This window comes from Pseudomonas sp. WS 5532 (genome assembly GCF_012985445.1).
Lineage (GTDB): Bacteria > Pseudomonadota > Gammaproteobacteria > Pseudomonadales > Pseudomonadaceae > Aquipseudomonas > Aquipseudomonas edaphica.
The window spans coordinates 1-24,344 of the sequence record NZ_JAAQWK010000038.1 but is presented as its reverse complement, the minus strand read 5'-3'; the positions used below and the strand labels follow the sequence as shown (position 1 = coordinate 24,344).

General features: G+C 59.9%; 26 protein-coding genes. 5 read left to right on the top strand and 21 right to left on the bottom strand.

Going from position 1 to position 24,344, the window contains the following annotated elements; genetic code table 11:
* Nucleotides 1-12 precede the first annotated feature (12 nt).
* The 14 genes from HBO23_RS32760 to HBO23_RS32695 all read right to left on the bottom strand — a co-directional run bounded on the left by HBO23_RS32760 (nucleotide 13) and on the right by HBO23_RS32695 (nucleotide 11,628).
* The gene (locus HBO23_RS32760; protein WP_170040894.1) at nucleotides 13-816 is read right to left on the bottom strand and encodes a transglutaminase family protein; all 804 of its coding nucleotides are present in this window, start codon (nucleotides 814-816) and stop codon (nucleotides 13-15) included.
* The gene (locus tag HBO23_RS32755; protein WP_017138328.1) at nucleotides 813-1,763 is read right to left on the bottom strand and encodes an alpha-E domain-containing protein; all 951 of its coding nucleotides are present in this window, start codon (nucleotides 1,761-1,763) and stop codon (nucleotides 813-815) included. The genes HBO23_RS32760 and HBO23_RS32755 overlap by 4 nt, the downstream gene beginning before the upstream one ends.
* 3 nt (nucleotides 1,764-1,766) lie before the next feature.
* Nucleotides 1,767-3,176, bottom strand: coding sequence for a circularly permuted type 2 ATP-grasp protein (locus HBO23_RS32750; RefSeq protein ID WP_169985022.1), 1,410 nt, complete (start codon nucleotides 3,174-3,176; stop codon nucleotides 1,767-1,769).
* 414 nt (nucleotides 3,177-3,590) lie between these two features.
* On the bottom strand, nucleotides 3,591-3,932 hold the full coding sequence (locus HBO23_RS32745; protein WP_003193463.1) for a ribonuclease E inhibitor RraB: 342 nt from the start codon (nucleotides 3,930-3,932) through the stop codon (nucleotides 3,591-3,593).
* Between the two features lie 213 nt (nucleotides 3,933-4,145).
* On the bottom strand, nucleotides 4,146-4,382 hold the full coding sequence (locus tag HBO23_RS32740) for a hypothetical protein (protein WP_026013791.1): 237 nt from the start codon (nucleotides 4,380-4,382) through the stop codon (nucleotides 4,146-4,148).
* Nucleotides 4,383-4,485: 103 nt separating this feature from the next.
* Nucleotides 4,486-5,091 carry an START domain-containing protein gene (locus HBO23_RS32735; RefSeq protein WP_099548766.1) on the bottom strand — a complete coding sequence of 202 codons (606 nt, stop codon included), beginning with the start codon at nucleotides 5,089-5,091 and terminating at the stop codon, nucleotides 4,486-4,488.
* Between the two features lie 41 nt (nucleotides 5,092-5,132).
* The gene (locus tag HBO23_RS32730; protein WP_017138333.1) at nucleotides 5,133-5,387 is read right to left on the bottom strand and encodes a YkgJ family cysteine cluster protein; all 255 of its coding nucleotides are present in this window, start codon (nucleotides 5,385-5,387) and stop codon (nucleotides 5,133-5,135) included.
* 161 nt (nucleotides 5,388-5,548) lie between these two features.
* Nucleotides 5,549-6,040 carry a hypothetical protein gene (locus tag HBO23_RS32725; protein ID WP_017138334.1) on the bottom strand — a complete coding sequence of 164 codons (492 nt, stop codon included), beginning with the start codon at nucleotides 6,038-6,040 and terminating at the stop codon, nucleotides 5,549-5,551.
* A gap of 115 nt (nucleotides 6,041-6,155) precedes the next feature.
* Entirely contained in the window at nucleotides 6,156-7,595 is a 1,440-nt protein-coding gene (locus tag HBO23_RS32720) for a PLP-dependent aminotransferase family protein (RefSeq protein ID WP_017138335.1), read from the bottom strand.
* Between the two features lie 284 nt (nucleotides 7,596-7,879).
* Nucleotides 7,880-8,695, bottom strand: a complete 816-nt coding sequence (locus tag HBO23_RS32715; RefSeq protein ID WP_017138336.1) for an OmpA family protein — start codon at nucleotides 8,693-8,695, stop codon at nucleotides 7,880-7,882.
* Nucleotides 8,692-9,054 (bottom strand): DUF4398 domain-containing protein, encoded by a 363-nt coding sequence (locus tag HBO23_RS32710; RefSeq protein WP_099548765.1) that lies wholly within the window; start codon nucleotides 9,052-9,054, stop codon nucleotides 8,692-8,694. The genes HBO23_RS32715 and HBO23_RS32710 overlap by 4 nt, the downstream gene beginning before the upstream one ends.
* Before the next feature lie 9 nt (nucleotides 9,055-9,063).
* On the bottom strand, nucleotides 9,064-9,873 hold the full coding sequence (locus tag HBO23_RS32705; RefSeq protein ID WP_170040893.1) for a transporter substrate-binding domain-containing protein: 810 nt from the start codon (nucleotides 9,871-9,873) through the stop codon (nucleotides 9,064-9,066).
* Nucleotides 9,874-9,946: 73 nt separating this feature from the next.
* Nucleotides 9,947-10,876, bottom strand: coding sequence for an FAD-binding protein (locus HBO23_RS32700; protein WP_138453881.1), 930 nt, complete (start codon nucleotides 10,874-10,876; stop codon nucleotides 9,947-9,949).
* Nucleotides 10,877-10,878: 2 nt separating this feature from the next.
* Entirely contained in the window at nucleotides 10,879-11,628 is a 750-nt protein-coding gene (locus HBO23_RS32695) for an electron transfer flavoprotein subunit beta/FixA family protein (RefSeq protein ID WP_017138339.1), read from the bottom strand.
* Between the two features lie 507 nt (nucleotides 11,629-12,135).
* On the opposite strand from HBO23_RS32695, the gene HBO23_RS32690 reads away from it, so the two are divergent.
* Nucleotides 12,136-13,800, top strand: a complete 1,665-nt coding sequence (locus HBO23_RS32690) for an electron transfer flavoprotein-ubiquinone oxidoreductase (protein WP_017138340.1) — start codon at nucleotides 12,136-12,138, stop codon at nucleotides 13,798-13,800.
* Nucleotides 13,801-13,974: 174 nt separating this feature from the next.
* Here the strand turns inward: HBO23_RS32690 and HBO23_RS32685 are convergent, their stop codons facing one another.
* Nucleotides 13,975-14,868: an AraC family transcriptional regulator gene (locus HBO23_RS32685; RefSeq protein ID WP_170040892.1), complete on the bottom strand. Its 894-nt coding sequence runs from the start codon at nucleotides 14,866-14,868 to the stop codon at nucleotides 13,975-13,977.
* Between the two features lie 181 nt (nucleotides 14,869-15,049).
* Between HBO23_RS32685 and HBO23_RS32680 the strand changes: the two genes are divergently transcribed.
* On the top strand, nucleotides 15,050-16,102 hold the full coding sequence (locus HBO23_RS32680; RefSeq protein ID WP_017138342.1) for an NAD(P)-dependent alcohol dehydrogenase: 1,053 nt from the start codon (nucleotides 15,050-15,052) through the stop codon (nucleotides 16,100-16,102).
* Here the strand turns inward: HBO23_RS32680 and HBO23_RS32675 are convergent, their stop codons facing one another.
* From HBO23_RS32675 to HBO23_RS32650, 6 genes are all read right to left on the bottom strand, one after another.
* Nucleotides 16,103-16,906 carry an IclR family transcriptional regulator gene (locus HBO23_RS32675; RefSeq protein WP_017138343.1) on the bottom strand — a complete coding sequence of 268 codons (804 nt, stop codon included), beginning with the start codon at nucleotides 16,904-16,906 and terminating at the stop codon, nucleotides 16,103-16,105. It abuts the gene before it with no gap.
* A gap of 99 nt (nucleotides 16,907-17,005) precedes the next feature.
* Nucleotides 17,006-17,971, bottom strand: coding sequence for an L-arabinose ABC transporter permease AraH (araH, locus tag HBO23_RS32670; RefSeq protein ID WP_017138344.1), 966 nt, complete (start codon nucleotides 17,969-17,971; stop codon nucleotides 17,006-17,008).
* 19 nt (nucleotides 17,972-17,990) lie between these two features.
* The gene (gene araG / locus HBO23_RS32665) at nucleotides 17,991-19,490 is read right to left on the bottom strand and encodes an L-arabinose ABC transporter ATP-binding protein AraG (protein WP_032865806.1); all 1,500 of its coding nucleotides are present in this window, start codon (nucleotides 19,488-19,490) and stop codon (nucleotides 17,991-17,993) included.
* A complete protein-coding gene (locus tag HBO23_RS32660) occupies nucleotides 19,487-20,467 on the bottom strand; it encodes a substrate-binding domain-containing protein (protein ID WP_017138346.1) in 981 nt (326 codons plus the stop codon). Before HBO23_RS32660 ends, araG begins: the two co-directional genes overlap by 4 nt.
* 22 nt (nucleotides 20,468-20,489) lie before the next feature.
* Nucleotides 20,490-21,311, bottom strand: a complete 822-nt coding sequence (locus HBO23_RS32655; protein ID WP_099548761.1) for an SDR family oxidoreductase — start codon at nucleotides 21,309-21,311, stop codon at nucleotides 20,490-20,492.
* A 267-nt stretch (nucleotides 21,312-21,578) separates the two neighbouring features.
* A complete protein-coding gene (locus HBO23_RS32650; RefSeq protein WP_026013792.1) occupies nucleotides 21,579-22,058 on the bottom strand; it encodes a GNAT family N-acetyltransferase in 480 nt (159 codons plus the stop codon).
* Between the two features lie 217 nt (nucleotides 22,059-22,275).
* Here HBO23_RS32650 and HBO23_RS32645 point away from each other — a divergent pair, with 217 nt between their 5' ends.
* From HBO23_RS32645 to HBO23_RS32635, 3 genes are all read left to right on the top strand, one after another.
* Nucleotides 22,276-23,472 carry an MFS transporter gene (locus tag HBO23_RS32645; protein WP_099548760.1) on the top strand — a complete coding sequence of 399 codons (1,197 nt, stop codon included), beginning with the start codon at nucleotides 22,276-22,278 and terminating at the stop codon, nucleotides 23,470-23,472.
* Between the two features lie 86 nt (nucleotides 23,473-23,558).
* Nucleotides 23,559-23,885 (top strand): hypothetical protein, encoded by a 327-nt coding sequence (locus HBO23_RS32640; RefSeq protein ID WP_170040891.1) that lies wholly within the window; start codon nucleotides 23,559-23,561, stop codon nucleotides 23,883-23,885.
* Nucleotides 23,886-23,936: 51 nt separating this feature from the next.
* Entirely contained in the window at nucleotides 23,937-24,203 is a 267-nt protein-coding gene (locus HBO23_RS32635) for a hypothetical protein (RefSeq protein WP_138449110.1), read from the top strand.
* Nucleotides 24,204-24,344: the final 141 nt, after the last annotated feature.

The following is a 24,344-nucleotide window of genomic DNA, read 5'->3' as shown; positions in this document are numbered from 1 at the left end:
AAAGTGCTGTGCCTATTGCTGCTGCACCGAAATCACCGGCGTCGGCGCCACGAACACCTTGGCATGCATTTGCTCATGCCCACCGCCTCTGCGCATACCGCGCACCGGGCAGGCGTCGAGGTAATCCAAACCTACGGCCAGCTTCAAATGCCGCTCCGGTCGGGCCAGTTGGTTGGTCACATCAAAGCTGTACCAGGCGTCATCCAGCCAGGCTTCGGCCCAGGCGTGGCTGGCCAGGTGCGTGCTGTCTTCGGTGTACAAATACCCCGACACATACCGCGCAGGTATCCCCAGGCTGCGCGCGCAGGCCAGGAACGCGTGGGTGTGGTCCTGACACACGCCTGCACGCCCGGCAAAGGCCTGGGCCGCGCAGGTGTCGACTTCGGTGGCGCCAGGCGTGTAGACCATTGATTGGTTGAGCGCGTGCATCAGGTCGATCAACGCGTTGCGATCGCGACGTTGCTGGCAGTGCTGTTGCGCAAAACCCAGCAATGCTTCATCGGGTTCTGTCAGGCGCGTGCTGCGCAGGAACGGAAACGCTGACTGGTTCTCGTGTTCCGCCTCACGCAACTCGTCGATATCCACCTGGCCTCGGGCGCCAATAATGATCGCATCGTGGGGCTCATCCAGGGTCAACACGTGCAGGATATTGCCGAACGGGTCGACTTGCGCGCGCACCGGGCGCGGCAAATCCAGCTGCCAGCTGATCACATGCTGGCGCTCGCTGTCGTGGGGCGTAAGGCGCAGGTACTGAATGCTGGCGCGCACCTGGTCTTCGTAGTGGTAGGTGGTTTCGTGGCTGATGGAGAGTCTCATGCGGCCTCCAGGTAGGAACTGTAAATGGCGTCGCCCAACTGGCGCACCAAGGGGATGAAGTCGGTCAGCCAGGCGTGCAGGCCTTCCTCGATGATTTCGTCAATGGCGGTAAAGCGCAGGCGCGCGTCCATCTCGGCGGCCAGGCGCTGGGCCGGACGGCCGTTGATGCCGGGCAGGCTGGCGAGGATCTGGTCGATCTCTTCGCTGCACGCCCTTAATGAGCGCGGGACGTCGGCGCGTAGCAACAGTAATTCAGCCACTTGCCGGGCGCCGGGCGCGTCGCGGTAGATCTCGGTGTAGGCCTCGAACGACGACAAGGCGCGCAGCAGGGCGCTCCACTGATAGTAGGCGTGGGCCGTGCCGTCGGTGACGACGGCTGCTTGGTCACCGGCCATTTCGTAGCGAGCGTCAAGCAGCCGCAGGGTGTTGTCGGCGCGTTCGATAAAGGTGCCCAGGCGAATAAAGCGAAACGCATCGTTACGCATGATGGTGCCGTAGGTGGCGCCCCGGAACAGGTGCGAGCGCTCCTTGACCCATTCACAAAAACGGCTCATGCCATAACGGCTAAGCCCTTGCCGGGCGATATCGCGAATATCCAGCCAGGTGGTGTTGATGTTTTCCCACATGTCAGCGGTAATTCGCCCGCGCACCGCATGGGCGCTGGCCCGCGCGGCGCCGAGGCAGCTGTAGATGCTCGCCGGGTTGGCCGCGTCCAGTGCGAAAAAGTGCAGCAGGCGCTCGGCATGCAACTCACCGTGACGCGCGTGGTAATCATCGAGGGTGCCGGTGATCAGCAGCGGCATGGCCAGTTCGTGCAGGCCATCGCCGCGTCCATCCTGGGGCATCAGCGACAGCGAATAGCTGACATCAAGCATGCGCGCGAGATTTTCCGCGCGCTCCAGGTAGCGAGACATCCAGTACAAATCCGAGGCAGTTCTACTCAACATGGTTCAATCCTCGACCACCCAGGTGTCTTTGGTGCCGCCGCCCTGGGACGAGTTGACCACCAGCGAACCTTCACGCAGCGCCACGCGGGTCAGGCCGCCGGGGACCACGCGGGTTTCCTTGCCGGACAAGACGAACGGGCGCAGGTCGATATGCCGTGGCGCGATACCGTTTTCAACAAAGGTCGGGCAGGTGGATAGACACAGGGTCGGCTGGGCGATATAGGCGTGGGGTTTGGCCTTGATACGGGCGCGGAAGGCTTCGATTTCCGCCGCAGTGGAGGCTGGGCCGACCAGCATGCCGTAGCCGCCGGAGCCTTGGGTTTCCTTGACCACCAGCTCCGGCAAGTTGGCCAGCACGTGGGACAATTCATCAGGCTTGCGGCATTGAAAGGTCGGCACGTTCTGCAGAATAGGCTCTTCATCCAGGTAAAACCGGATCATCTCAGTAACGAACGGATACACCGATTTGTCATCCGCCACCCCGGTGCCGATCGCATTGGCCAGCACCACATTGCCCGAGCGGTATGCGGCCAGCAGGCCGGGCACGCCGAGCATCGAGTCGGGGTTGAAGGCCAGCGGGTCGAGGAACGCATCGTCGAGGCGACGGTAGATCACGTCCACGGCCTTGGGACCGTCGGTGGTGCGCATGAACACACGGTCATCACGCACGAACAGGTCGGCGCCCTCCACCAGTTCCACGCCCATCTCACGAGCCAAAAAGGCATGCTCGAAAAACGCACTGTTGAAACGCCCCGGTGTCAGCACCACCACGCTTGGGTTATCCAGTGGGCTTGAGCTTTTCAGGGTGTCGAGCAGCAGGTTGGGATAGTGGTCGATGGGCGCAATGCGCTGGGCCGCAAACAGTTCCGGGAACAGGCGCATCATCATCTTGCGGTCTTCGAGCATGTAGCTCACACCGCTTGGCGTGCGCAAATTGTCTTCCAGCACGTAGTACGTGCCGTCACCGTCGCGCACGAGGTCGACGCCGGAGATGTGGGAATACAGATCACGGTGCAGGTTCAAGCCCTGCATGGCCAGTTGGTATTGGTCATTGGCCAGCACTTGTTCGGCGGGGATGATGCCGGCCTTGATGATGCGTTGCCCGTGGTACAGGTCGGCCAGGAACAGGTTCAGCGCCTTGACCCGTTGAATGCAGCCACGCTCGACCATCCGCCATTCACTGGCGGGAATGCTGCGTGGGATGGTGTCAAACGGGATCAGGCGCTCGGTGCCCTGCTCGTCCCCGTAAAGGGTGAAGGTGATGCCGGCACGGTGGAACAGCAAATCGGCTTCACGCCGACGTTGCGCGAGCAGTTCGGCGGGCGTATCAGCCAACCAGCGGGCGAACTCGCGGTAATGGGGCCGGACCTGCCCTGCCCCGTCGTACATTTCATCGTAATAAGTGCGGGTCATGCCGTACTCCTTGTCACTCGGACGCAAGCCGTGTTGCAAGGCCCGCGCCATCGGCATAAACACTTAAAAATCAGTGAGTTGAATAAATAACGGAATCCACTCGCACCTTCCTGGTGCGCAGAATGCCCGCCGTCACGCCCCGCGCTTCATCGTAATGCGGGTTTTGACTATCAACAGCATAGCCAGAGTTGATTTCACTGCCCGCCCACGCTTGCGGATAATCACCCCCATCGGCTGAACAGGACACGTCCTACAGTTTCAGCGAACCGCTCTTCCCTTTGGGCCACCCTGTTTGGGTGGCTTTTTTTTGGTGCAAGAAAAGTGAGGTGGGCGGTTAGGAGATTTCATACAGCACACACAAAAACGGCCGACCCTAAGGTCAGCCGATACGCTGCTTTACTCATACAAATCGCACTACATGGGTAACCCACGCACCTCCTGCTTTACGCCCCATCCCTCGATGATGCCGCCCAGCGGTTCCACCACCGCCTCAAAGTCTTGCTCGAAGTCTCCTATGCCGTCGTAGGTTGCGAACATGATTTTGCTCAATTCCAGGTACCAGGCGCCATCGTCGCGCGCGCTGACCTGGGCATTCAGGGATTCCCCGCGAAAGCGACCCGCAGCCCTGCGCGCACGTTCCTCATCCGGGAAAATGGCGTAGAACTCGATGGGGTGAAAACGCGAGAAGTCGAACCCGCCTTCTTTCATCCGGCGCAGTACGTTGGTGCTGATGTCTTCTTGATAGGCTGTGCTCATGAAACGTCCTCCTCAAACCGATGGATAGACTTTCCGTGCTTCCCGAAGCCCGCGCCCTACTGGCGCGGGAGCTACGACAAATACAACACCGTTGGAAAACAAGCCTGTAGCTGACAAGACCAGACCTTAGCGATTCATTCGCTGATCTCAATTGCAGAGTAGCGCGAAGCTATCACCTCCACCAGAGGGGTTTCGTGGTCCTACAGGAAATGTTCAGGCGGCGGGTGAGATGTCGAGGATTTGAATGCTGTTCTGATCTTTGAGGATCTTGACCGTCGGCTCGGGCTTGCGGCCCTCCAGGTCATTGAGATCAAGTTCGGCGGCCACGGGCACGAGCTTGTTGCGGATCATGTGCGCCGCATCTTCGAGGCTGGGCTTTTGCGCGCAGGCGAACTGCTCCACGGTCTTTACACCGTGATCATCTACGAAGGTAATCTGCCACGTTTGCATCGGTGCCTCCTCGATAAAGCCCATGTGTGGGCTCACATCTATCTGGACCTTGAGCGGTCGGCAAACGTTCCACTCAAGGCCTCGGGCACCGGATCAACTGCGCTTATTTTTCAGCGTGTTCTTTCAAGGCTTTCAAGGTGTTAAACGGTGCGTCCACCACGAACTTGTTGGCCAGCCACGATGGCACGCTGCCGCCTGGCTCGGTGTGCACCTGGTAAGTGACTTCGGTCTGGTTATCGCCCTTTGGCACCAGTTTCCAGTAACCTTCCACTTGGGCTACGCGCACGTAACCTTTGACTTCGGGCTGATAAGTCGGCACTTCCAGCAGTTTGCGGGTCACGGTGCCGTCGGCGGCCTTGGAAGTGGTGATCTCCAGGATCGAGTCGCGGTCGGTCACCGGAAACGGCGCCTTGAACTGGGTGTAGGTCCAGCTCTTGTCACCTTCGGTCTTGAGCAGTTTTTGCGATTTGCATTCGTGGATCCAGGCGCAGGCACCGGCCACGTCTTCCTGCAGGGCCTGGATCTTGGCGACGGGGGCTTTGATCAGGGTGACACCGCGATAAGCCTTGTACTTGGAGCCGGCAATTTCGCTCAAGGACACTTTGATACCGTCTTCGTCCTTGGCGACTTGCCAATCTTCAGCCTGGGCAGTGGCAGCAAACAACACCGTAAAACCGCACAACACAGCCAATCGTTTCAACGAACCCATTGTTGTATTCCTTATTTTTGAAGTTCCGATAGTAAAGCCCATCAAGCCGCCGTCATCTGCTCCCACCAGCCGATCAAACGGATCGCATCGGCCTGATCATTGCCGCACACCTCAAGGTCTGCCTTGAAATCACTGCACACCGCCGGCCGCTCCGGTTGCCCGAACAGCTGGCATAGCTGTTCGACCGACAGGTGCAGGCAACGTTCTCCCGCAGGTTTGCCATTGGGCATTCCCGGTAACGGTGAACTGATGGAGGGGGCAATGCAGCATGCGCCACAGCCTTCACGGCATTTCATGACCGGCAGGTCCTCGACGACTCAATGTGGATGGCCGGGCTAGAGTACGCCCTTAAACAGCCGTTTTAAAATGGTCTAACAGGGGTTTTTCGCACAAAACAAAAGTGACCGACCAGTCTGCGACAGATGGTCGAGGGCGTGCGTCACCTAAGCGCGCAATTTTATTGCTTGAATTCGAAATCCAGCGCAGCGCCTTCAATGTCGCGGCGCTCTTCGTTACGCAGCTGCAACTGCATCTGGTTGCTCAGTAGGCGGCCATTGATCTGGAACGCGCTGTTGTCGGTGGGTTTTTCCGCAAACATCGGCGGCAACAGCGGCACACTCTTGGGCTTAGGCATAGTGCCGAGGGGCTGCAAGTGCCTGACCATTTCGGTTGGCAAGGACAGGTCCAACTGTGCCGGTGGCAGTTTGGTCTGGGCTACTTCGTGGGCAGATTTGGATTTACTCGCCACCGGTGCACGTTTTTTCACGACGCCGGTTTTTTTCTTGGCCGCCGGGGCTTTTTTAACCGGCGCCGGTTTCTTCGCCGAAGTCTTCTGCTGGGTATTGGCTGCGGGCTTGCTTTCAGTCACGGGGGCTGCCGCCAGGACGGTGCCGACGTTACACAGACTTAACAGGCCAATTACCACAACAGCACGAAAAATAGAGGTCATATTGCCTACAGCATTAACGGCAGAGGGCCATATGCTCGCTTGTTGAACGCGGCATGACAAGCCTGCTGATCAGTCGGTCAACATGAGTGTCCCCTTTACGCGCCTCAGCCCTGGTTCAAAACCCGGCCGCAGTTTCCTGGCACAACTGGCTGGCCAACATCCCCAGCGTCATCAGCGCCCGCTCTGCCTCACGGTTCCACGGCGTGCCGCAGTTAAGGCGAATACAGTGGTTAAACTGTTCCGTATTACTGAAGATGACTCCCGGTGCAATGCTGATGCCCTGCTGCAGCGCACGCACGTGCAGTTCCTGGGTATTGACCCTGCCGGGCAAACTGACCCACAGGATAAAGCCGCCGGTCGGCCGGGTCATCTGCGTGCCTTCAGGGAAATACTGCTGCACCGCCAGCTGGAATGCGCTGAGGTTCTTGCGGTATTCTTGGCGGATGTAGCGCAGGTGCCGGTCGTAGCCACCGTTCTCCAGGTACGCCGCCACACCCATCTGGGTGACGCTGCACGCCGAGTGGGTGCTGAACATTTGCAGCCGCTGGATTTCCTGCTGGTACTTGCCGGCAATCATCCAGCCGATGCGCACGCCGGGCGACAGGGTTTTGGAGAAACTCGAGCAGTAGATCACCCGATCCAGGCGGTCATAGGCTTTGAGCGCCTTGGTGCGGCCCAGTTCGAACATCAGCTCGCCGTAGATATCGTCCTCGACGATCTGGATATCGAAATCCGAGGCCAGGCGCAGCAACTGTTTCTGCCGTTCCTCGGGCATGGTCGCGCCCAGCGGATTGCTCAGGCGCGTGGTCAGCACCAAGGCCTTGATCGACCATTGGTTGGCCGCCAGTTGCAGCGCCTCAAGGCTCATGCCCGTAGCCGGGTCGCTGGGGATCTCGATGACTTTGAGGCCCAGCAGGTCGGCCAGTTGCAGCAAGCCGTAATAGGTCGGTGACTCAGCCGCGATGAGGTCGCCCGGACGGGTCAGTACGCGCAACGACATCTGCAACGCATCAACGCAGCCGTGGGTGATCACCACTTCGGAGGGGTCCACTACCACGCCAGCATCGCGCATGCGAATCGCCACCTGACGGCGCAATGGTTCAAAACCCGGGCTGAACATGTAGCTGAAGGCCCGCGGGCTTTGGAAGCGCGTGACCTTGGCCAGTTGCTGGTGCAACGCGCGCACCGGCAAATAATCAACACTCGGCACGGCCGCACCCAGCGGAAATACGCCTTCGCGGCGCGACTCGACCAACACCTGCTGGATAATGCTGCTGCGCGTGACCAACCCCGGACGCTCAACCCGGGCGATATCCGGCGTCGGCGCCGTGAGCGCAGGCGTCTGGTGCACGTAATAACCCGACTGCGGCCGCGCGCGGATCAGCCCCTGGTCTTCCAGGTTCGCATACGCCTGCAACACCGTGGCGTGGCTGACGTTGAGCTGTGAGCTCATCTTGCGCACCGAAGGCACGCGCTCGCCGGGTTGATAGACACCGCGCCGGATGTCCTCAGCCAGTTGCTGGGCGATACGTTGGTAAAGCAACAGATTGGTCATGACGCAGCACTCGATTTCACGGGTATTTTATTTTTGTGTGAAACATACCGGCACAGTTTAGAAGTGTACGGGGACAGTTGCCACAATAGTCGAGCGCGGGCGGCAGTGATAGAGAAAACTGTAGAGGCAAGGTGCATAAAAAAACCGATCAATGATCGGTTCTGTGTGTACACGGCAACCTGTGGGAGCTGGCTTGCCTGCGATAGTATCGCCTCGGTTTGCCTGACATACCGAGGCGCCTGCATCGCAGGCAAGCCAGCTCCCACATTGATCGATGCAGGTTTTTAGCGAGCGGCGCCCAGTTGGCCTTTTTCGTCGGAGAACACAATTTCCACCCTTCGGTTCTGCGCGCGGCCGCGCTCTGAGGCGTTGGCCTCTACCGGGTACTGGTCACCGTAGCCCTCGACCTGGATACGTTTTTCATCAATCCCCAGGTCCATCAGCACATCAGCCACCGATTGCGCACGGTCGCGCGACAGCTTGAGGTTTTCCTGCTCGCCACCGGTGTTGTCGGTATAACCCTCGATGCGCACCACGCGCTTGGGGTTCAACTGCAAGAACTGCACAATTTTCAGCACGGTGCGGTTGGCCGAGTTTTGCAGCTCGGCGTCACCGGTGTCGAACAACACATCGCCCAACGTCATGACCAGGCCGCGATTGGTCTGGGTGGTGGTCAGGCTGGCGATTTGCTCTTCGAGCCACTTGCCTTGCTGCTGCACGCTCGCCAACTTGCTCTCACGCAGGGCCAATTGCAGGCGCTGGCGTTCCAGCTCCAGCTTGGTGCCGCGCTCGGCGTTGAGCCCCTGCTCGGTGTGTTCGCGGGCGATCTCACTGTAGCGCTGGCTCAGGTAGGCGTAATGCACCACGTCGGGGCCGCTGCCCCAGTAGCTGGACAAGCGATCGGCGCGGGCCAGGGATTCGCCGGCACGAATCACATCCTTGGGCGCAAAACGCAGCACATTCGCGTCTTCCTTGACCTTCTGGAAGTCGCTGCCAGCCTGCTGCAACGCCTGCTCGCTGTTGGGCTGGCTGGCGCAACCGCCCAACGCCGCGCTGCCCAGCAGCAACACACAACTCAAACCACGGATCAGCGGGCTCATTGGGCTTCTCCCAGCTGCAATTGTTTGCGCAGTCGGGCGATGCGAGTGTTGAGCACGTTCAGTTGTTCCTGGCTTTTACGCGTCAATACCCGCGCTTCAGCGAGGCGCGCATCCAGCTCGGCCTGTTCGGCCTGCATGCGCGCATCTTTGTAGGATTGGTCGGCCATGTCGGCCCGGGCCTTGGCGAACTTGTCTTCAGCCAGTTTCAGTTCAGGCGATTCATCGGTGCTGGCGCCCACGGCGTTGGCCTGTTCCAAGGCCTGCTGGGTGAGGCGTATTTGTTCGTTCGGCGCAGGATCAGCTGCACATCCCGCCAGAGCGACAACGGCGAGGGCCGCGAGAAGAGGTCGAAGAGTCACTGAAAATCCTTACTTTGCTGGGGTGCCGACGGGTTGCTGCAATTGCGCTTTCCAGCGTTCGAGGTTGCGCTGCAAAGCGGCTTGCGCGACACCAGACGCGGGTAATTCTGTCATCTTTTTCGCCAGCTGTCCGCGCAGCCACGGATCGTTGCAGGCGGAGTTGTGGGAAATCGCCAGGTACAGGCCGGGCTGGTCGACGGGTATTTCACGGGCGACAAGGTCGTTGCTCATGCCCAGCGTCTGGGCCATGGCCATGCCCGAGTAGCGCCCGGCCAGCACGTAGTCGACTTCACCCAGCAGCAGTTTCTGGAACGCCGGGGTCAAGTTGGGCAGGCGTTGCAAGCTGAGCTGCTGGCCGGCGAAGGTGTCGAAACCAGCGCTCAAGCGCGCACGCTCGGAGACCGCGCCTTTATGCCCGTGCAAGTCTTCAGCGCTGGTGTAGACCAGCGGCGAATCCTTGCGCGTCCACACCAGGTAGTCGATCTGCACCAGCGCCGGGTGGATGTAGTCGAGGGTTTCCAGCTCGCCGAGGTTCAGCGGCGCATCGGCGAGAATGTCCATGCGCCCGCTGCGCACTTCATCCAGGGCCAGGGAGCGTTTGCCGCCGTAAAGCAGGTCGATTTTAACGCCCAGGTCCTTGCCGATTTGTTGCAGTACATCAGCCGTGGCGCCGATCAGGTGCGTTGGGTCTTGAGGGTCACGCCACAGCAACGGCGGCGCGTCCGGGCTGCCGGTAATCACCAGGCGCTCACACTTGCCGGCGGCCAGCGCGAGGCTTGGCAGCAGTGAAAGGGCCAGCAATACGGGACGCAGTTCCATGGCGAGGTTCTCCAGCAAGTCAAAAAAAAACCCGGTCACAAGGACCGGGCTCTTTATAAGTGAAGCGGCTGGATTAGACCAGCTTCTCCAACTCGGGTACGGCTTCGAACAAGTCCGCAACCAGGCCGTAATCAGCCACTTGGAAGATTGGCGCTTCTTCGTCCTTGTTGATCGCAACGATCACCTTGGAGTCTTTCATACCGGCCAAGTGCTGGATCGCGCCGGAGATACCGACGGCGATGTACAGCTGTGGCGCAACGATTTTGCCGGTCTGGCCGACCTGCATGTCGTTGGGTACGAAACCTGCGTCGACGGCCGCGCGGGAAGCGCCGACCGCAGCGCCCAGCTTGTCGGCCAGGGCGTACAGGTGTTTGAAGTTGTCACCGTTCTGCATGCCGCGGCCGCCGGAAACGACGATTTTGGCAGCGGTCAGCTCAGGGCGATCCGACTTGGCCAGCTCTTCGCCAACAAAGCTGGAAGTGCCAGCGTCGTGGGCAGCAGCCACAGCTTCAATGGCAGCCGAACCACCTTCAGCGGCAACCGGGTCGAAACCGGTGGCACGCACGGTGATGACTTTGACCGAAGCGTTGGACTGTACGGTGGCGATAGCATTACCGGCGTAGATCGGGCGCTTGAAGGTGTCAGCGCTTTCGACCGAGATGATCTCGGAGATCTGGTCAACGTCCAGCTGCGCAGCAACGCGTGGCAGGATGTTTTTGCCGTTGGAGGTAGCAGCAGCCAGGATGTGGCTGTAGCCAGCGCCCAGCTCAGCTACCAGCGGAGCAACGTTTTCTGGCAACTGATGCGCGTAGGCGGCGTTATCAGCGTTCAGGACTTTGCTCACGCCCGCGATTTTCGCAGCGGCTTCAGCCACGGCGCCAGCGCCCTGACCTGCTACCAGCACGTGAATGTCGCCGCCGATTTTAGCGGCAGCGGCCACGGTGTTCAGCGTGGCCGGGGCCAGCACCTTGTTGTCGTGTTCGGCGATTACGAGGATAGCCATGATCAGATCACCTTCGCTTCGTTTTTCAGTTTCTCGACCAATTCAGCCACCGACTTGACCTTGATGCCCGCGCTGCGTGCAGCCGGTGCTTCAACCTTGACGGTCTTGTTGGTAGAGGCGGTGGAAACGCCCAAAGCTTCTGGAGTCACCGACTCAAGCGGCTTCTTCTTGGCTTTCATGATGTTTGGCAGGGACGCATAGCGCGGCTCGTTCAAACGCAGGTCGGTGGTGACGATGGCCGGCAGTTTCAACGAAACGGTCTGTGCGCCGCCGTCGATTTCACGGGTCACAGCGACGCTGTCGCCGCTCACTTCGACTTTGGAAGCGAAGGTGCCCTGGCCGTAACCGGTCAGCGCAGCCAGCATCTGGCCAGTCTGATTGTTGTCGCTGTCGATGGCTTGTTTGCCGAGGATCACCAGCTGAGGCTGTTCCTTGTCGACAACGGCCTTGAGCAACTTGGCCACGGCCAGGGAGGTCAGGTCTTCAGCCGACTCAACCAGAATGGCGCGGTCGGCGCCCAGGGCCAGGGCGGTACGCAGCTGCTCTTGAGCAGTGGTAGGGCCGATGGAAACCACCACGATTTCAGTCGCCACGCCTTTCTCTTTCAGGCGTACAGCTTCTTCCACAGCGATTTCGCAGAAAGGGTTCATCGACATTTTGACGTTAGCAAGGTCGACGCCGGAATTGTCCGCCTTGACGCGAACTTTCACGTTGTAATCGACAACGCGTTTGACAGCTACAAGAACCTTCATGGATTCCTCGTTACTCTCCGGTGAAAAGAAAGTCGCCTAGGCGAACCTGGCGGTTGATGCTCATCGGCACACAAGGGCACCTCCAAAAACTTCGGCGGATGACTTAGCGATGGGGAAATGATGACCGTTCGTCAGGGGTGACTGAGAGGTCATTCTTTATCGCAGTGTGTAAACTGCGCACCATTGTTTAGGCACGCGTCACCTGTCTTGCTTTTGGACGTGCTCTTGAAACCTGCTGTCTGCCTACGGTAAGCGCAAAACCGACCGTATATTGACCGGAACGCCTATTCTGGTCAATACGCCAAAATAGCCAGTCATAAGCCGCGTTGCTTTGATTTACCTAGCCTGCGAGCAATTCAAACAAACGTTTGTATTGGACGCTGCCAGTGGTGTAGATATAATGCGCCACCTAGAGAGAAAGGTGGGTCTTGCCGTTGTTGCAAGACGACACCGAACCTCCATCCATTAGAAAAAAAAGCCTGTTGAGCCTTGAGTAGGAGATAGCCTGTGGAACGCGAATACATGGAATTCGACGTGGTCATCGTCGGCGCTGGCCCGGCAGGCCTGTCTGCCGCCTGCCGACTGAAGCAGAAGGCCGCCGAAGCCGGTAAAGAAATCAGCGTCTGCGTGGTCGAGAAAGGCTCCGAAGTCGGCGCTCACATCCTCTCCGGTGCCGTGTTCGAACCACGCGCCCTGAACGAACTGTTCCCGGACTGGAAGGAACTCGGCGCTCCGCTCAATACCCCGGTTGTGCGCGACGACATCTATGTACTGCGCAGCCCTGAAGCCTCCACCAAGGTGCCTGACTTCTTTGTGCCCAAGACCATGCACAACGAAGGCAACTACATTATCTCCCTGGGCAACCTGTGCCGCTGGCTGGCCCAGCAGGCCGAGAACCTGGGCGTAGAAGTCTACCCAGGCTTCGCCGCCCAGGAAGCGCTGTTCGACGAGAACGGCGTGGTGCGCGGGATCATCACCGGCGACCTCGGCGTCGACCGCGAAGGCCATCCAAAAGAAGGCGTGTACACCCCAGGCATGGAGCTGCGTGGCAAGTACACGCTGTTCGCTGAAGGTTGCCGTGGCCACATCGGCAAGCAACTGATCCAGCGTTTTAACCTGGACAGCGACGCCGACGCCCAGCACTACGGCATCGGCCTCAAGGAAATCTGGGAAATCGACCCGGCCAAGCATCAGCCTGGCCTGGTGGTTCATACCGCCGGCTGGCCGCTGGACATCATGAGCAACGAGAACACCGGCGGCTCGTTCCTTTATCACCTGGAAAACAACCAGGTGGTTGTCGGCCTGATCGTCGACCTGTCCTACAGCAACACCTTCCTGTCGCCGTTCGATGAGTTCCAGCGCCTCAAGCACCACCCGGTGCTGGCGCAATACCTGGAAGGCGGCAAACGCGTCAGCTACGGCGCGCGTGCCCTGGCCAAAGGCGGCATCAACTCGTTGCCGAAGATGGTCTTCAAAGGCGGCGCCTTGATCGGCTGCGACCTGGGCACCATGAACGTGGCCAAGATCAAAGGCAGCCACACCGCGATGAAGTCCGGCATGCTCGCTGCCGACGCCGTGGCCGAGCGCCTGTTCGCGGACTCCGAAGGCGGTGACGAACTGACCAACTACGTCGACGGTTTCAAGGCCAGCTGGCTCTACGAAGAGCTGTTCGCCAGCCGCAACTTCGGCCCGGCGATGCACAAGTTCGGCCCGATCATCGGCGCCGGCTTCAACTGGTTTGACCAGAACATCCTCGGCGGCAAAATGCCGTTTACCTTGCACGACACCAAGCCGGATTACGCCTGCCTGAAGCTCGCCAAGGACAGCAAGAAGATCGACTACCCAAAACCCGACGGCAAACTGAGCTTCGACAAGCTGAGCTCGGTGTTCATCTCCGGTACCAACCACGAAGAAGAGCAGCCGTGCCACTTGAAGCTCAAAGACCCAAGCATCCCGATCGGCACCAACCTGCCGCTCTACGATGAACCGGCGCAGCGCTACTGCCCGGCTGGCGTGTATGAAGTGATCACCAAGGAAGACGGTGAGAAGCGCTTCCAGATCAACGCCCAGAACTGCGTGCACTGCAAGACCTGTGACATCAAGGACCCTTCGCAGAACATCACGTGGGTTACGCCGGAAGGCGCGGGTGGGCCGACTTACCCGAATATGTAAGGCAGTTGCTTGAACAAAAAAGGCTCCCAAACGGGAGCCTTTTTTATGGCCAACATAAATCAACTGTGGGAGCTGGCTTGCCTGCGATAGCGGTGGGTCAGTAATGAATAGGTGGCTGACACACCGCTATCGCAGGCAAGCCAGCTCCCACATTTAGAGAGTGTGTTGCCTGACCTACGCCGCCCGCTCTTCACCCGGGTTACGCAAGAAGTAACGCTTATATTCGCGACTGAACTGCGACGTACTCTGATACCCCACGTTATGCGCCGCCTGCGCCACGCCCAAGCCTTCCACCAGCAGCAACTGCTGAGCCTTCAACAACCGCAAGCGCTTCAAATACTGCACCGGCGATAACAGCGTGCAACGCTTGAAGTGCTCGTGAAAAGTCGACGCACTCATATGCGCATACCCGGCCAACGTCTCAATGTTCAGCGGCTCGGCGTAATGGGCATGCAGGTGATTCAACGAGGTGGCAATACGTGAGAATTGCCCTTGTTGTTCCACCAAGGCACGCAGCACATCCGCCTGTGGCCCGCGCAATGCGGTAAACAACACTTCCCGGACCCGCGCCGGACCCATGATCCGGCTTTCCAGCGGATCGTGCAGGCACTGCAGCAGCCGCTCGACGCTGCCGCGCATTGCATCATCGAGCATCACCGAGCTCATGGATTCCAATGTCTGCGCCGTCGGCGGCGGCCCGGCCTGCATGCCCATGGCCATGACCAGTTCGCCGAGCACCACGCGATCAATCCCCACGGTAACCCCGTACAGCGGCGCGTCGGGCGCCAGGGCAAAGGTTTCGCATTCGAACGGCACCGGCATCGCCTGGATCAGGTAGTGCCCGGCGCCATACTCCAGTGTGCGTGGGCCCAGATAGGCGACTTTGCTGCCCTGAGCCACAAACATCAGGCTCGGTTCGTAGATCTGCGGGCCGCGTGCCACGTCGCAACTGGCGCGCAATACCTTCACACCGGGCAGGTACGTCGGGGAGAAACCGTCGCAGGGCGTGAGGTCCTCAATCAAGGCAACCAGCGTGGCATTGGCATCGAGATGGCGGGTCAACAACATGGCAAAAAACTTCGTTAAAAAGGGATAAGAGCATCATCGCAGGTCTGAGCGCACATGAATCCAAACACAGGGCACTCCCGGACGAATAGGCATGAGGTTCGGAGCAATCGCCATGGCCGCATCCCGGCCCTGCGCGGAAAATACGCCGCCTCCCTAGTCAATCCTTTTGCGAGGTTTCTGTATGTACACCGCCATCGGTTATGCCGCCCAGTCGGCCACCACTCCCCTCGCCCCCATGTCCTTCGAACGCCGCAGCCCGCGCGCCGACGATGTAGCCATCGAGATTCTGTACTGCGGCGTATGCCACTCCGACATCCACCAGGCACGCAACGAGTGGGGCATCGCCGTGTACCCGCTGATGCCGGGCCACGAGATCGTCGGCAAAGTCACCGCCGTCGGCGCCAGCGTGACCGCGCACAAAGTCGGCGACCTGGTGGGCGTGGGCTGCATGGTTGATTCGTGCCGCCACTGCGACGCTTGCCATGCGGACCTTGAGCAGTACTGCCTCGAAGGCCCGACCATGACCTACGCCACCCCGGACCGGGTGGATGGCAGCAACACCATGGGCGGCTACTCCGACAGCATCGTCGTCAGTGAGCACTTTGTGGTGAAGATCCCGGCCAAGCTCGACCTGGCCAGCGCCGCGCCGATTCTGTGCGCAGGCATCACCACCTACTCGCCACTCAAGCACTACGGCGTGAAGGCTGGCGACAAAGTCGGCGTGCTGGGCATGGGCGGCCTGGGCCACATGGGCATCAAGTTCGCCAAGGCCATGGGCGCAGAAGTTACGCTGTTCACCCGCTCCGCGAGCAAGGCTGAAGAAGGCCGTCGCCAGGGTGCCGACCATGTCATCGTGTCCACCGATGCCGAGCAGATGAAAGCCGCCGCCGGCAGCTTCGATTTCCTGCTGGACACCATTCCGGTGCAACACGACCTGAACCCCTACCTCGACGTGCTGCGCTTTGACGGCGTGCATATCCTGGTTGGCTTGATCGAACCGGTCGACCCACCGGTGAACGCTGCCAAGCTGGTGCTGGGCCGTAAAGTGCTGGCCGGTTCGTTGATCGGCGGCATTGCCGAAACCCAGGAAGTGCTGGATTTCTGCGCCGAGCACAACATCACCTGTGACATTGAAATGCTCGATATCCGCCAGATCAACGAGGCTTACACCCGCATGATCGCCGGCGATGTGAAGTACCGCTTTGTCATCGACATGGCGACCTTGAAGGCCTGATCAGGCCTTAGCGCCCAACTCCGCTGACAGCCGCGCTGCGACCTGTTTGATCACAGGGATCAGCTCGGCCATCTTTTCCAGCGGCATGTAGGGCACGGTACTGGCGATGCTGATGCCGGCGACGATTCGCCGGCTGGCATCGCGCACCGGTGCCGCCACACAACGGATCGACGGTTCGTTGTCTTCCAGGTCGAACGCATACCCACCCTCCACGTATTCGCGCATGCGCTGCTCGAACTGCGCCCAGGATTGCTCCGGGTGCGCTGGCCATTGCTGGCTCTTGCCCTCGGCGGGCAGGCTGGCTTCATACAGGCGCTGCCACTCCTGCACAGAGTCATCCAGCAACATTGCCTTGCCCACACCGGTGCGCGCCAGCGGCATGCGATGGCCGACTCGCGAGCGCATTTCCGGGCCGTAGCGGCCGGGGTTCTTGTGCAGATAGAGCACATCGTCGTATTCACGAATCGCCAAGTGGATGGTGTCGCCAGTCAACGCCGACAGTTCATCCAGGTACGGCACCGCCAGGGTCACCAGCGGCAGTTCGTCACGGGCCTGAAAACCCAGTTCGATCAGTTTCGGCCCGAGCAAATAACCTACTTGCGGCACCACGCGCAGGTAACGCTCCTCAACCAGGCAACTGGCCAGCCGGTGAGTGGTACTGCGGGTGGTGCCGATGCGCCTGGCGATCTCTTTCAAGTCGCGCGCACCCGCCGCCACCGCTTGCACCACGCCCAGGCCACGCAGCAGGGTCTGGGTGCCGGTGGGGGCGGCGTCTTTGACGGGGATGTGGGCGTTTTCCTGCATATCGGGCCTATTGGGAAGTACGAAAACGGCGCCATTATGGCAAATGCAGCCCTGCTGAACAGAGGAGCTCCCACATTTTGATCCTCATAAGGCCGGATTTCAGCGTTGCTTCATGCGGTCGATGATGACCGCCAAGAGCAGGATCGAGCCCCGGATCACATACTGGTAAAACGTGTCGATGTTCTTCAGGTTCATCGCGTTCTCGATGATCGCCAGAATCAACACCCCGGCAATCACATGGCGGATCATGCCGATACCGCCGCTCAACGACACACCGCCCAACACACACGCCGAGATTACCGTCAGCTCGAAGCCCTGGCCGATCATCGGCTGGCCCGAGGTCATGCGCGAGGCGAGGATCACCCCGGCCAGTGCGCCGATCAAGCCGTGCACGGCAAAGATGATGATCTTGGTGCGGTCGACATTCACCCCGGCCAGCAACGCCGCTTCCTGGTTGCCGCCGATGGCCATGGTGTTGCGCCCGTAGGTGGTGTAGTTGAGCAGCCAGCCGAAGAACACAAAGCACAACACGGTGATGATAATCGGCACCGGCACGCCCATCAGTTGGCCGTTGCCGAACACAAAGAAGCGTTCGTCCATCACGCCGACCGCCTTGCCGTTGGAAAAGATATAGGCCAGCCCGCGCACGATCTGCATGGTCGCCAAGGTTGCGATCAACGCGTTGATGCGCAGCTTGGCGATCACGATGCCGTTGATCAGCCCCACTACCAGGCCCATGGCCAACGCAGCGGACACGCCGAGTACCACGCTGTCGGTGTCACGAATCACAATCCCCGCGACCACACCGGCACAGGCGATCACCGAGCCGACTGACAAGTCGAAATGCCCCGACGCCAGGCAGAACAGCATGGTGCACGCAGCGATGCCCACCGTCGAAATCGCCAGGCCCAGCCCGCGCATATTCAGCGGCGAGAGGAAGTTGTCGATAAACAGCGCGCTGAGCACAAAGATGCTCAATGCCGCGAGTAGCATCACCCAATCATCGAGAAATTTACGTTGGTTGAAACCCGGCCAAAAGCCCTTTGCAGTTTTTACCTGTGACATACCTATACCCTCGAATTCTTCAAGCCCGCGAACGCGGGAGAGCCAGTTGCAACAGCTTCGCTTCATCCGCCTGGTCGCGGGTCAACTCGCCAGTCAGCGCGCCTTCACTCATCACCAGGATGCGATCAGAGATGCCCATCACTTCCATCAGGTCGCTGGACACCACAATCACCGCAATGCCGCTGGCCGCAAGGTTATGAATGATCTGGTAGATCTCCGACTTGGCGCCGATATCGATGCCGCGTGTAGGCTCATCCAGCAGCAACACTTTCATCGGCATCGACAGCCAGCGGCCAAGAATGGCCTTCTGTTGATTGCCGCCGGACAGGTACATGATTTTCTGCTCGGCGTTCGGCGTTTTGACTTTCATCGCCTTGATCTGCTTGTCGGCGTTGCCCTTCTCCCAGCCTTCACGCAACAGCCAGCCAAAGGTCGAATGCGCGCCACGCGCACTGATGTTGATGTTCTCGGCCACGCTGGACAGCGGGATGATGCCTTCCTTTTTGCGGTCCTCCGGGCACAGCAGCACACCGGCGGCGATGGCATCGCGTGGTGAATGTAATGGCAGGGCTTGCCCAAACAATTCCAACTGCCCGGCCGTTGCGCGTTCCAGGCCACTGAGCAAACGAAACAGCTCGGTACGCCCGGCGCCCACCAGCCCGAAAAGGCCGAGAATCTCGCCCTTGTGCACCTGCAGGCTGACCGCTTCGCGCAGGCCAGGCCCAAGCAAACCGTTAACCTTGAGCGCCACCTCACCGCGTTCGCGCGGGCGGTAATCGTAGATATCCTGGATATCTCGCCCGACCATGCAGGTCACCAACTGGTCGTGAGTCAGTGTGGCCATGTCGTCAAAAGTGCGCACATAACGGCCGTCCTTGAACACCGTCACCGCATCGCAAATACGGAACACTTCTTCCATGCGATGCGACACATACAGCACCACTTTGCCCTCATCGCGCAGGCGCGTGATGATCGCCATCAAGCGGTCGATTTCCCGCGCCGACAGGCTGCTGGTGGGTTCGTCAAAAGCAATCACATGGGCACCACGGGACAACGCCTTGGCGATTTCCACCAGTTGGCGCTGGCCGAGGGACAGGCGCCCAAGCTTCTCTTGCGGATCGATTTCATCGGCCAGGCCTTTAAGGCACGCCAACGCCTGCTTGCGCAGCTGGCCGCCGTTGACCACGCCGAAACGCGACGGCAAATGCCCGAGAAACAGGTTCTCGGCCACGGTCATTTCCGGCACCAGATGCAGCTCCTGGTGAATCACCGCCACGCCGTTGGCGATGCTGTCGGCGGCGTTCTTGAACGCCATGACCTGCTCGCCGATCTGCACCGTGCCGCTGCTGGGCGTGTAGGCACCGCCGAGGATCTTGAGCAGCGTGGACTTGCCCGCGCCGTTCTCGCCCATCAGCGCATGCACCGAGTGCGGCCGCGCTTCAAAGCTGATTTGCGCCAGCGCCTTGACCCCGGGAAACTCCTTGCCGATGCCGTTGAAACGCAAGGCCGCGCCGGTCATTTCCACAGACCGATTTTGCTCAACTCTTCCTTGAAGTTGGCGCGGGTGATGAGGGTTACGTTATCCAGGGCGGTGAACTTGGCAGGCTCGGTGCCTTTGGTGACCCACTCGAACATCGCCGTGGCGGTTTTGTAGCCGGATGCATCGGGGCTGAGCAGCATTGAGCCGTAGAAGCCGGTGTCGGTTTTCTTCAACTCTTCAATCGCATCAGTGCCATTGATGCCCACGCCAATCACATTGGCCGCCTTGAAACCGGCGCTTTCGGTGGCGCGCACGCCGCCCAGCACGGTGCTGTCGTTCATGCCGCCGATGATCAGGTTTTTCGCGGTGCCCGGCAGCTTTACCAGCGCCGAGTTGGTGGAATCCATGCTGCCTGGCACGTCGAGGGTTTTCTGCGCGCTGAACAGGATGTGGTCAGCGGGTAAGCCGGCGGCCTTGAGGCCTTCGACCGAACCGTCGGTGCGTTTTTTGCCGGTTTCCAGCTCGTCAAAGGTGTTGATGACGGCGTAGGTGTCCTTCCAGTCCCAGTTACGATGCTTGGCTTCGGCGGCCATGGCCTCGCCTTGTTTCTGGCCGATCTTGTAGGCATCCAGGCCCACATAAGGCACGTCTTCCATGGGCTTGCCCTTGGCATCGACAAATCGGTCATCCACCGCCAGCACTTTCAAGCCGTTGAGCTTGGCCTTGGCCATGATCGCAGGGCCGAGGGACACGTCCGGCGGGCAGATCACAAACCCCTTGGCGCCGTTGGCGGCGAGGGTGTCGATGGCGGACAAGGTTTTCTCGCCGTCGGGCACGGCGATCTTGATCACGGTGAAGCCCTGGTCCTTACCGGCCTTTTCGGCAAAGGCCCATTCGGTCTGGAACCAAGGCTCTTCGGCCTGCTTGACCAGGAAGCCGATCTTCACTTCTTCGGCCGCTGCAAAACCGCTGAAGGCCATCGCCAGCGCCACGGCGCCTAACGTCTTCTTGAACATGAACCACCTCTCTTGATTGTTGTTAGTCGTGGTACATCACGGAACGCCCGCCATCGATCATCAGGCAGGTTGCGTTGATAAAGGGCGCCTCGTCGGTGGCCAGAAACAGCGCCGTCATCGCCACCTCGACCGGTTGGCCGATGCGCTTGGGCGGGTGCAAATCGAAGGCGCGCTGGCGCTCGGCATGCGGGTCAGGGAACCCGTTCCAGTAATCGACGTTGAGCTGGGTTTCGATGTAGCCCGGTGCGATGGCATTCACGCGGATGCCTTTGGGTGCGTATTCGATGCCGAGGGCGCGGGTGAGACCGAGCAGGCCATGCTTGGCTACCGGATAGGGAAAACAGCCGGGAATGATGTGGCTGGAATGGGTGGAAGCGATGTTGATGATGTTGCCGATGCCCTGCTCGATCATGTGCGGCAACACGGTGCGGCAGCCGAACCAGGCACCGTCGAGGTCGATGGCGAAGCAGCGGCGCCAGTCTTCGTCGGTCATCTCCAGCGGGTCACGGAACACGTTGACGCCCGCGCAGTTGATCAACACATCCACACGGCCAAAGCGCTCGATGGCCACATTGACTAGCGCCTGCCATTGCTCTTTGGAGGTTATATCGACGGCCTGCGCGACAATCTCAGCGCCGCGTTCGCGCCAGTGGGCGGCGACTTGCTCAACCTTTTCGGCCTGGATATCCGCAATCACCAGCCGTGCCTGCTGGGCCTGGAAGCAGGCGACGATCGCCTCGCCTATCCCTTGAGCGGCACCGGTGATGATCACCACTTTGTTTTTCAGCCGCTCGCCATAGGTGGGTTCGGGCACGGCGGGTAATGACAACGGTTGGGGCTGCATCGCTTCACCTGTTTTATTTTTGGTAGTGAGTGCTGATGCCGCCGACTATAAACCCATCTTTTGAAATATCTCAATATATAAATTTGCATCCCATATAGTGAGACATGGCGCAAAAAAATGTGGGTGCCGATCTCTGTGGGAGCTGGCTTGCCTGCGATACGGGCACCTCGGTATTTCAGTTACACCGAAGTGATGCTTTCGCAGGCAAGCCAGCTCCCACACAAGCCCGCCCCCACAGTGGGCCTTCAGTGTTTTTGAAAGAGGGTTTCAGCCCTGCGCAAAGTCGCGCAGTGCATTACCCTCCATGCGATAGCGCACCCACTCCTCCTGCGGCTGGGCGCCGATGGACTTGTAGAAGGCAATCGCCGGCTCGTTCCAGTCCAGCACGCTCCACTCGAAACGCCCGCAACCGTTGTCGCAGGCGATCTTGGCCAGGTGCCGCAAGAGCTTCTTGCCCGCCCCGCCGCCACGTTGCTCGGGGTTGATGTAGAGGTCTTCGAGGTACAGGCAGTTGCTGCCCAGCCAGGTGGAGTAACTGAAGAAGAACACCGCAAAGCCAATCGGCAGGCCATCCCGCGAACAGATCAGGCCATGGGCGGTGGCGCCCTCGCTGAACAGGCTGCGCTCGATATCCACCACACTGGCGATCACTTCGTGCCGGGCCTTTTCGTACTCGGCAAGTTCAGTGATGAAAGTCAGGATCTGCGCAGCATCGCTGGGCACGGCAGGGCGAATCTCGATGGTCATGGGCGGGCCTTGGGCAATGTCAAAGGCCACATACTAAGACGCTTTGATGACTGATTGCAGTGCAATTTGTTTACTCCGGCCACGCGTAAAGCAAGTACCACCAACCACGCAACATTCGCCATGCACGGGCATGGTAAACAGTCGGGCATAACCCTAATAACTGCATGCTGATAACTGCATGCTGATAACTGCATGCTGATAACTGCAAGGTCGCCCGATGCCTTCCACACCCGCCGTGAATACCAAACTGTTCGCCTTTTTCTGCCTCGCCAGCTTCTTGCTGTCACTGTCCTATGGCTCGACGTTTTTGCTGTCGCTGCTGATCCACTCGCGCGGCGGCAATGAACACGACGCCGGCAGCGTGATCTCCATGGCGATGCTCAGTACGTTCGTGGCAGTGCTGTTCTGCGGGCACTTGGCCGATGCGGTCGGTGCGGCGCGCGCGATTGCGGGCATGGGCGTATTGCTGGTGGTGGCGTGCCTGGGGTTTGCCCTGACACCTGGGTTTGGCCAGGGCTTGATGCTGTTCGGTCTGTCGCTTGGGTTGGGCTGGGGCGTGTTCTACACCTTGGGGCCGATCATCGTGACGCTGCTGGTGCAATCGGCGCAGCGGGCCAAATATTTTGCGCTGCTGTCGGGCAGTATGTTGAGCGGGATCGGCTCCGGCCCTTTGCTCGGCCGTGCCGCCGACGCGCTGGGCCTGCCGCTGACAGCAGCCTTCTATATCGCCGGCCTGGCCAGTCTGGTCGGCGTCCTGATGTTCTGGCGAATGGGCGCACAACTCAACCATCACGCGAATGCGCCCACCTCGAAGATTTCCTGGGCGTCCAGCCGCCGCGTGCTGTCATCCAAAGCCGCGTTTGCGATCCTGATGGTCGGCCTGGGCGGCTGTGTGTTTGGTGGGCTTTCATCGTTTCAAACCAGCTACGCGGCTGCGCAGGGGTTGGACTATTCGCTGTTCTTTGGCGGCTTCCTGAGCGCCGCCATTACCAGCCGGCTGTTGATCGCCGGCCACGTGGTCAAGCGCGATGCGTACTGGGCCGCCTGCGTGCTGTCCGGGATCATGCTCGGCTCGATCGCGCTGTTTGCGTTTGGCGTGAGTGGCAACCTCAGTTACCTGTTGGCAGCCGGCACGCTGGGCGTGGGTTACGGCCTGACGTACTCGGTGATCAATGGGCTGGTAGCCAATGAAGCACCGCCTGGAACGACGTCACAAGCCTTGCTGCTGTTCAGCCTGGCGTACTTTGTCGGGGTGTTCGGCTTTCCGCTGCTGGCGGGCAAAATCATTGTCGATTCTGGGCTGCCGACGCTGCTGGCGAGTGTGTTGGCCGTGGCCTTGTTCAACTGGTTGATCACGGTGGCGCGACTGATCTGGCGCCAGCGTTCGGCTAACAAAATCTTACAGGTGAATTAGCACCGTTCGTCGCCATCAAGGCACGAACCGCAAACTGGGGCGGACCAATAAGGGGTAAGGACATTAATCATATGGAGACACCCCTCATGAAGAATTCCAAATTTGCTGCCCTCGCCCTCACCGGCTTGCTGTCCGCCGCCTCGTTGAGTGCCGTTGCCGCCACCTCATCCACCGGCACCACCAACCCTGCTACCAAGGAGTCTCAGGACTCGATGGGCACAGGGATGGAAACCAACGGTGGCGCGATTATCGATAACGGCGCAGACCCTCACACCAAAGGCGCCGATACCCAACGTCAGGCACCGGCTGCAGTCGGTAACGGCAAAATGGGCCCAGGCGTCAATGAAGAACCCAAAATCAACAAAGGCGATGACAGCAACATCCCGGGCGCCCCGAAACAACCTGCGCCTTGATGCATCGATAGCCGCACCGACACCCGATCATTTCCCAGTGAAGAGGTACGCATGAACGTCGATAGAAACCTTGAAAAAGAAGTCCTCACCCGCCTGCTGCACGCCCACCCCAACGGCCTGGGCAAGGAGGTGCTGGATAACTACCGCGGCGAAAAGGTGGTGGCCAGTGTGCTGGCATTTCTGCAAGACCGCGGGTTTATCAAGGATGGGCATGTGACCACCGACGACGCCGGTGAATATTCGTTGAACCTGCCGATCAAGCTGACCGCCTCGGGCGTTGATGAGGCGCGCAAGCTGGAAGGCGAAGGCACCGTGTGAACTAGACGAAGATCAAATGTGGGAGCAACTGTCTTAACCCACCGTCCGTCAGCGCCATTCTGTACCGTCTCGCAGCATGGCATTTAGTCTGATCAGCAGTATCCGCATGCAGGCGATGAGCGCGACTTTCGCGCTCTTGCC

What these genes read in the sequence shown, in the direction of transcription:
- HBO23_RS32715 (WP_017138336.1), bottom strand. Translation starts at nt 8,695, where the DNA reads ATGAGCCCGCTGATCCGTGGTTTGAGTTGTGTGTTGCTGCTGGGCAGC.
- HBO23_RS32640 (WP_170040891.1), top strand. Translation starts at nt 23,559, where the DNA reads ATGAAGAATTCCAAATTTGCTGCCCTCGCCCTCACCGGCTTGCTGTCC.
- HBO23_RS32675 (WP_017138343.1), bottom strand. Translation starts at nt 16,906, where the DNA reads ATGCAGGAAAACGCCCACATCCCCGTCAAAGACGCCGCCCCCACCGGC.
- HBO23_RS32760 (WP_170040894.1), bottom strand. Translation starts at nt 816, where the DNA reads ATGAGACTCTCCATCAGCCACGAAACCACCTACCACTACGAAGACCAG.
- HBO23_RS32635 (WP_138449110.1), top strand. Translation starts at nt 23,937, where the DNA reads ATGAACGTCGATAGAAACCTTGAAAAAGAAGTCCTCACCCGCCTGCTG.
- HBO23_RS32730 (WP_017138333.1), bottom strand. Translation starts at nt 5,387, where the DNA reads ATGAAATGCCGTGAAGGCTGTGGCGCATGCTGCATTGCCCCCTCCATC.
- HBO23_RS32685 (WP_170040892.1), bottom strand. Translation starts at nt 14,868, where the DNA reads ATGTTGTTGACCCGCCATCTCGATGCCAATGCCACGCTGGTTGCCTTG.
- HBO23_RS32645 (WP_099548760.1), top strand. Translation starts at nt 22,276, where the DNA reads ATGCCTTCCACACCCGCCGTGAATACCAAACTGTTCGCCTTTTTCTGC.
- HBO23_RS32720 (WP_017138335.1), bottom strand. Translation starts at nt 7,595, where the DNA reads ATGACCAATCTGTTGCTTTACCAACGTATCGCCCAGCAACTGGCTGAG.
- HBO23_RS32660 (WP_017138346.1), bottom strand. Translation starts at nt 20,467, where the DNA reads ATGTTCAAGAAGACGTTAGGCGCCGTGGCGCTGGCGATGGCCTTCAGC.
- HBO23_RS32705 (WP_170040893.1), bottom strand. Translation starts at nt 9,873, where the DNA reads ATGGAACTGCGTCCCGTATTGCTGGCCCTTTCACTGCTGCCAAGCCTC.
- HBO23_RS32755 (WP_017138328.1), bottom strand. Translation starts at nt 1,763, where the DNA reads ATGTTGAGTAGAACTGCCTCGGATTTGTACTGGATGTCTCGCTACCTG.
- HBO23_RS32740 (WP_026013791.1), bottom strand. Translation starts at nt 4,382, where the DNA reads ATGCAAACGTGGCAGATTACCTTCGTAGATGATCACGGTGTAAAGACC.
- araG (WP_032865806.1), bottom strand. Translation starts at nt 19,490, where the DNA reads ATGACCGGCGCGGCCTTGCGTTTCAACGGCATCGGCAAGGAGTTTCCC.
- HBO23_RS32725 (WP_017138334.1), bottom strand. Translation starts at nt 6,040, where the DNA reads ATGACCTCTATTTTTCGTGCTGTTGTGGTAATTGGCCTGTTAAGTCTG.
- HBO23_RS32655 (WP_099548761.1), bottom strand. Translation starts at nt 21,311, where the DNA reads ATGCAGCCCCAACCGTTGTCATTACCCGCCGTGCCCGAACCCACCTAT.
- HBO23_RS32695 (WP_017138339.1), bottom strand. Translation starts at nt 11,628, where the DNA reads ATGAAGGTTCTTGTAGCTGTCAAACGCGTTGTCGATTACAACGTGAAA.
- HBO23_RS32680 (WP_017138342.1), top strand. Translation starts at nt 15,050, where the DNA reads ATGTACACCGCCATCGGTTATGCCGCCCAGTCGGCCACCACTCCCCTC.
- HBO23_RS32735 (WP_099548766.1), bottom strand. Translation starts at nt 5,091, where the DNA reads ATGGGTTCGTTGAAACGATTGGCTGTGTTGTGCGGTTTTACGGTGTTG.
- HBO23_RS32650 (WP_026013792.1), bottom strand. Translation starts at nt 22,058, where the DNA reads ATGACCATCGAGATTCGCCCTGCCGTGCCCAGCGATGCTGCGCAGATC.
- HBO23_RS32745 (WP_003193463.1), bottom strand. Translation starts at nt 3,932, where the DNA reads ATGAGCACAGCCTATCAAGAAGACATCAGCACCAACGTACTGCGCCGG.
- HBO23_RS32750 (WP_169985022.1), bottom strand. Translation starts at nt 3,176, where the DNA reads ATGACCCGCACTTATTACGATGAAATGTACGACGGGGCAGGGCAGGTC.
- HBO23_RS32700 (WP_138453881.1), bottom strand. Translation starts at nt 10,876, where the DNA reads ATGGCTATCCTCGTAATCGCCGAACACGACAACAAGGTGCTGGCCCCG.
- araH (WP_017138344.1), bottom strand. Translation starts at nt 17,971, where the DNA reads ATGTCACAGGTAAAAACTGCAAAGGGCTTTTGGCCGGGTTTCAACCAA.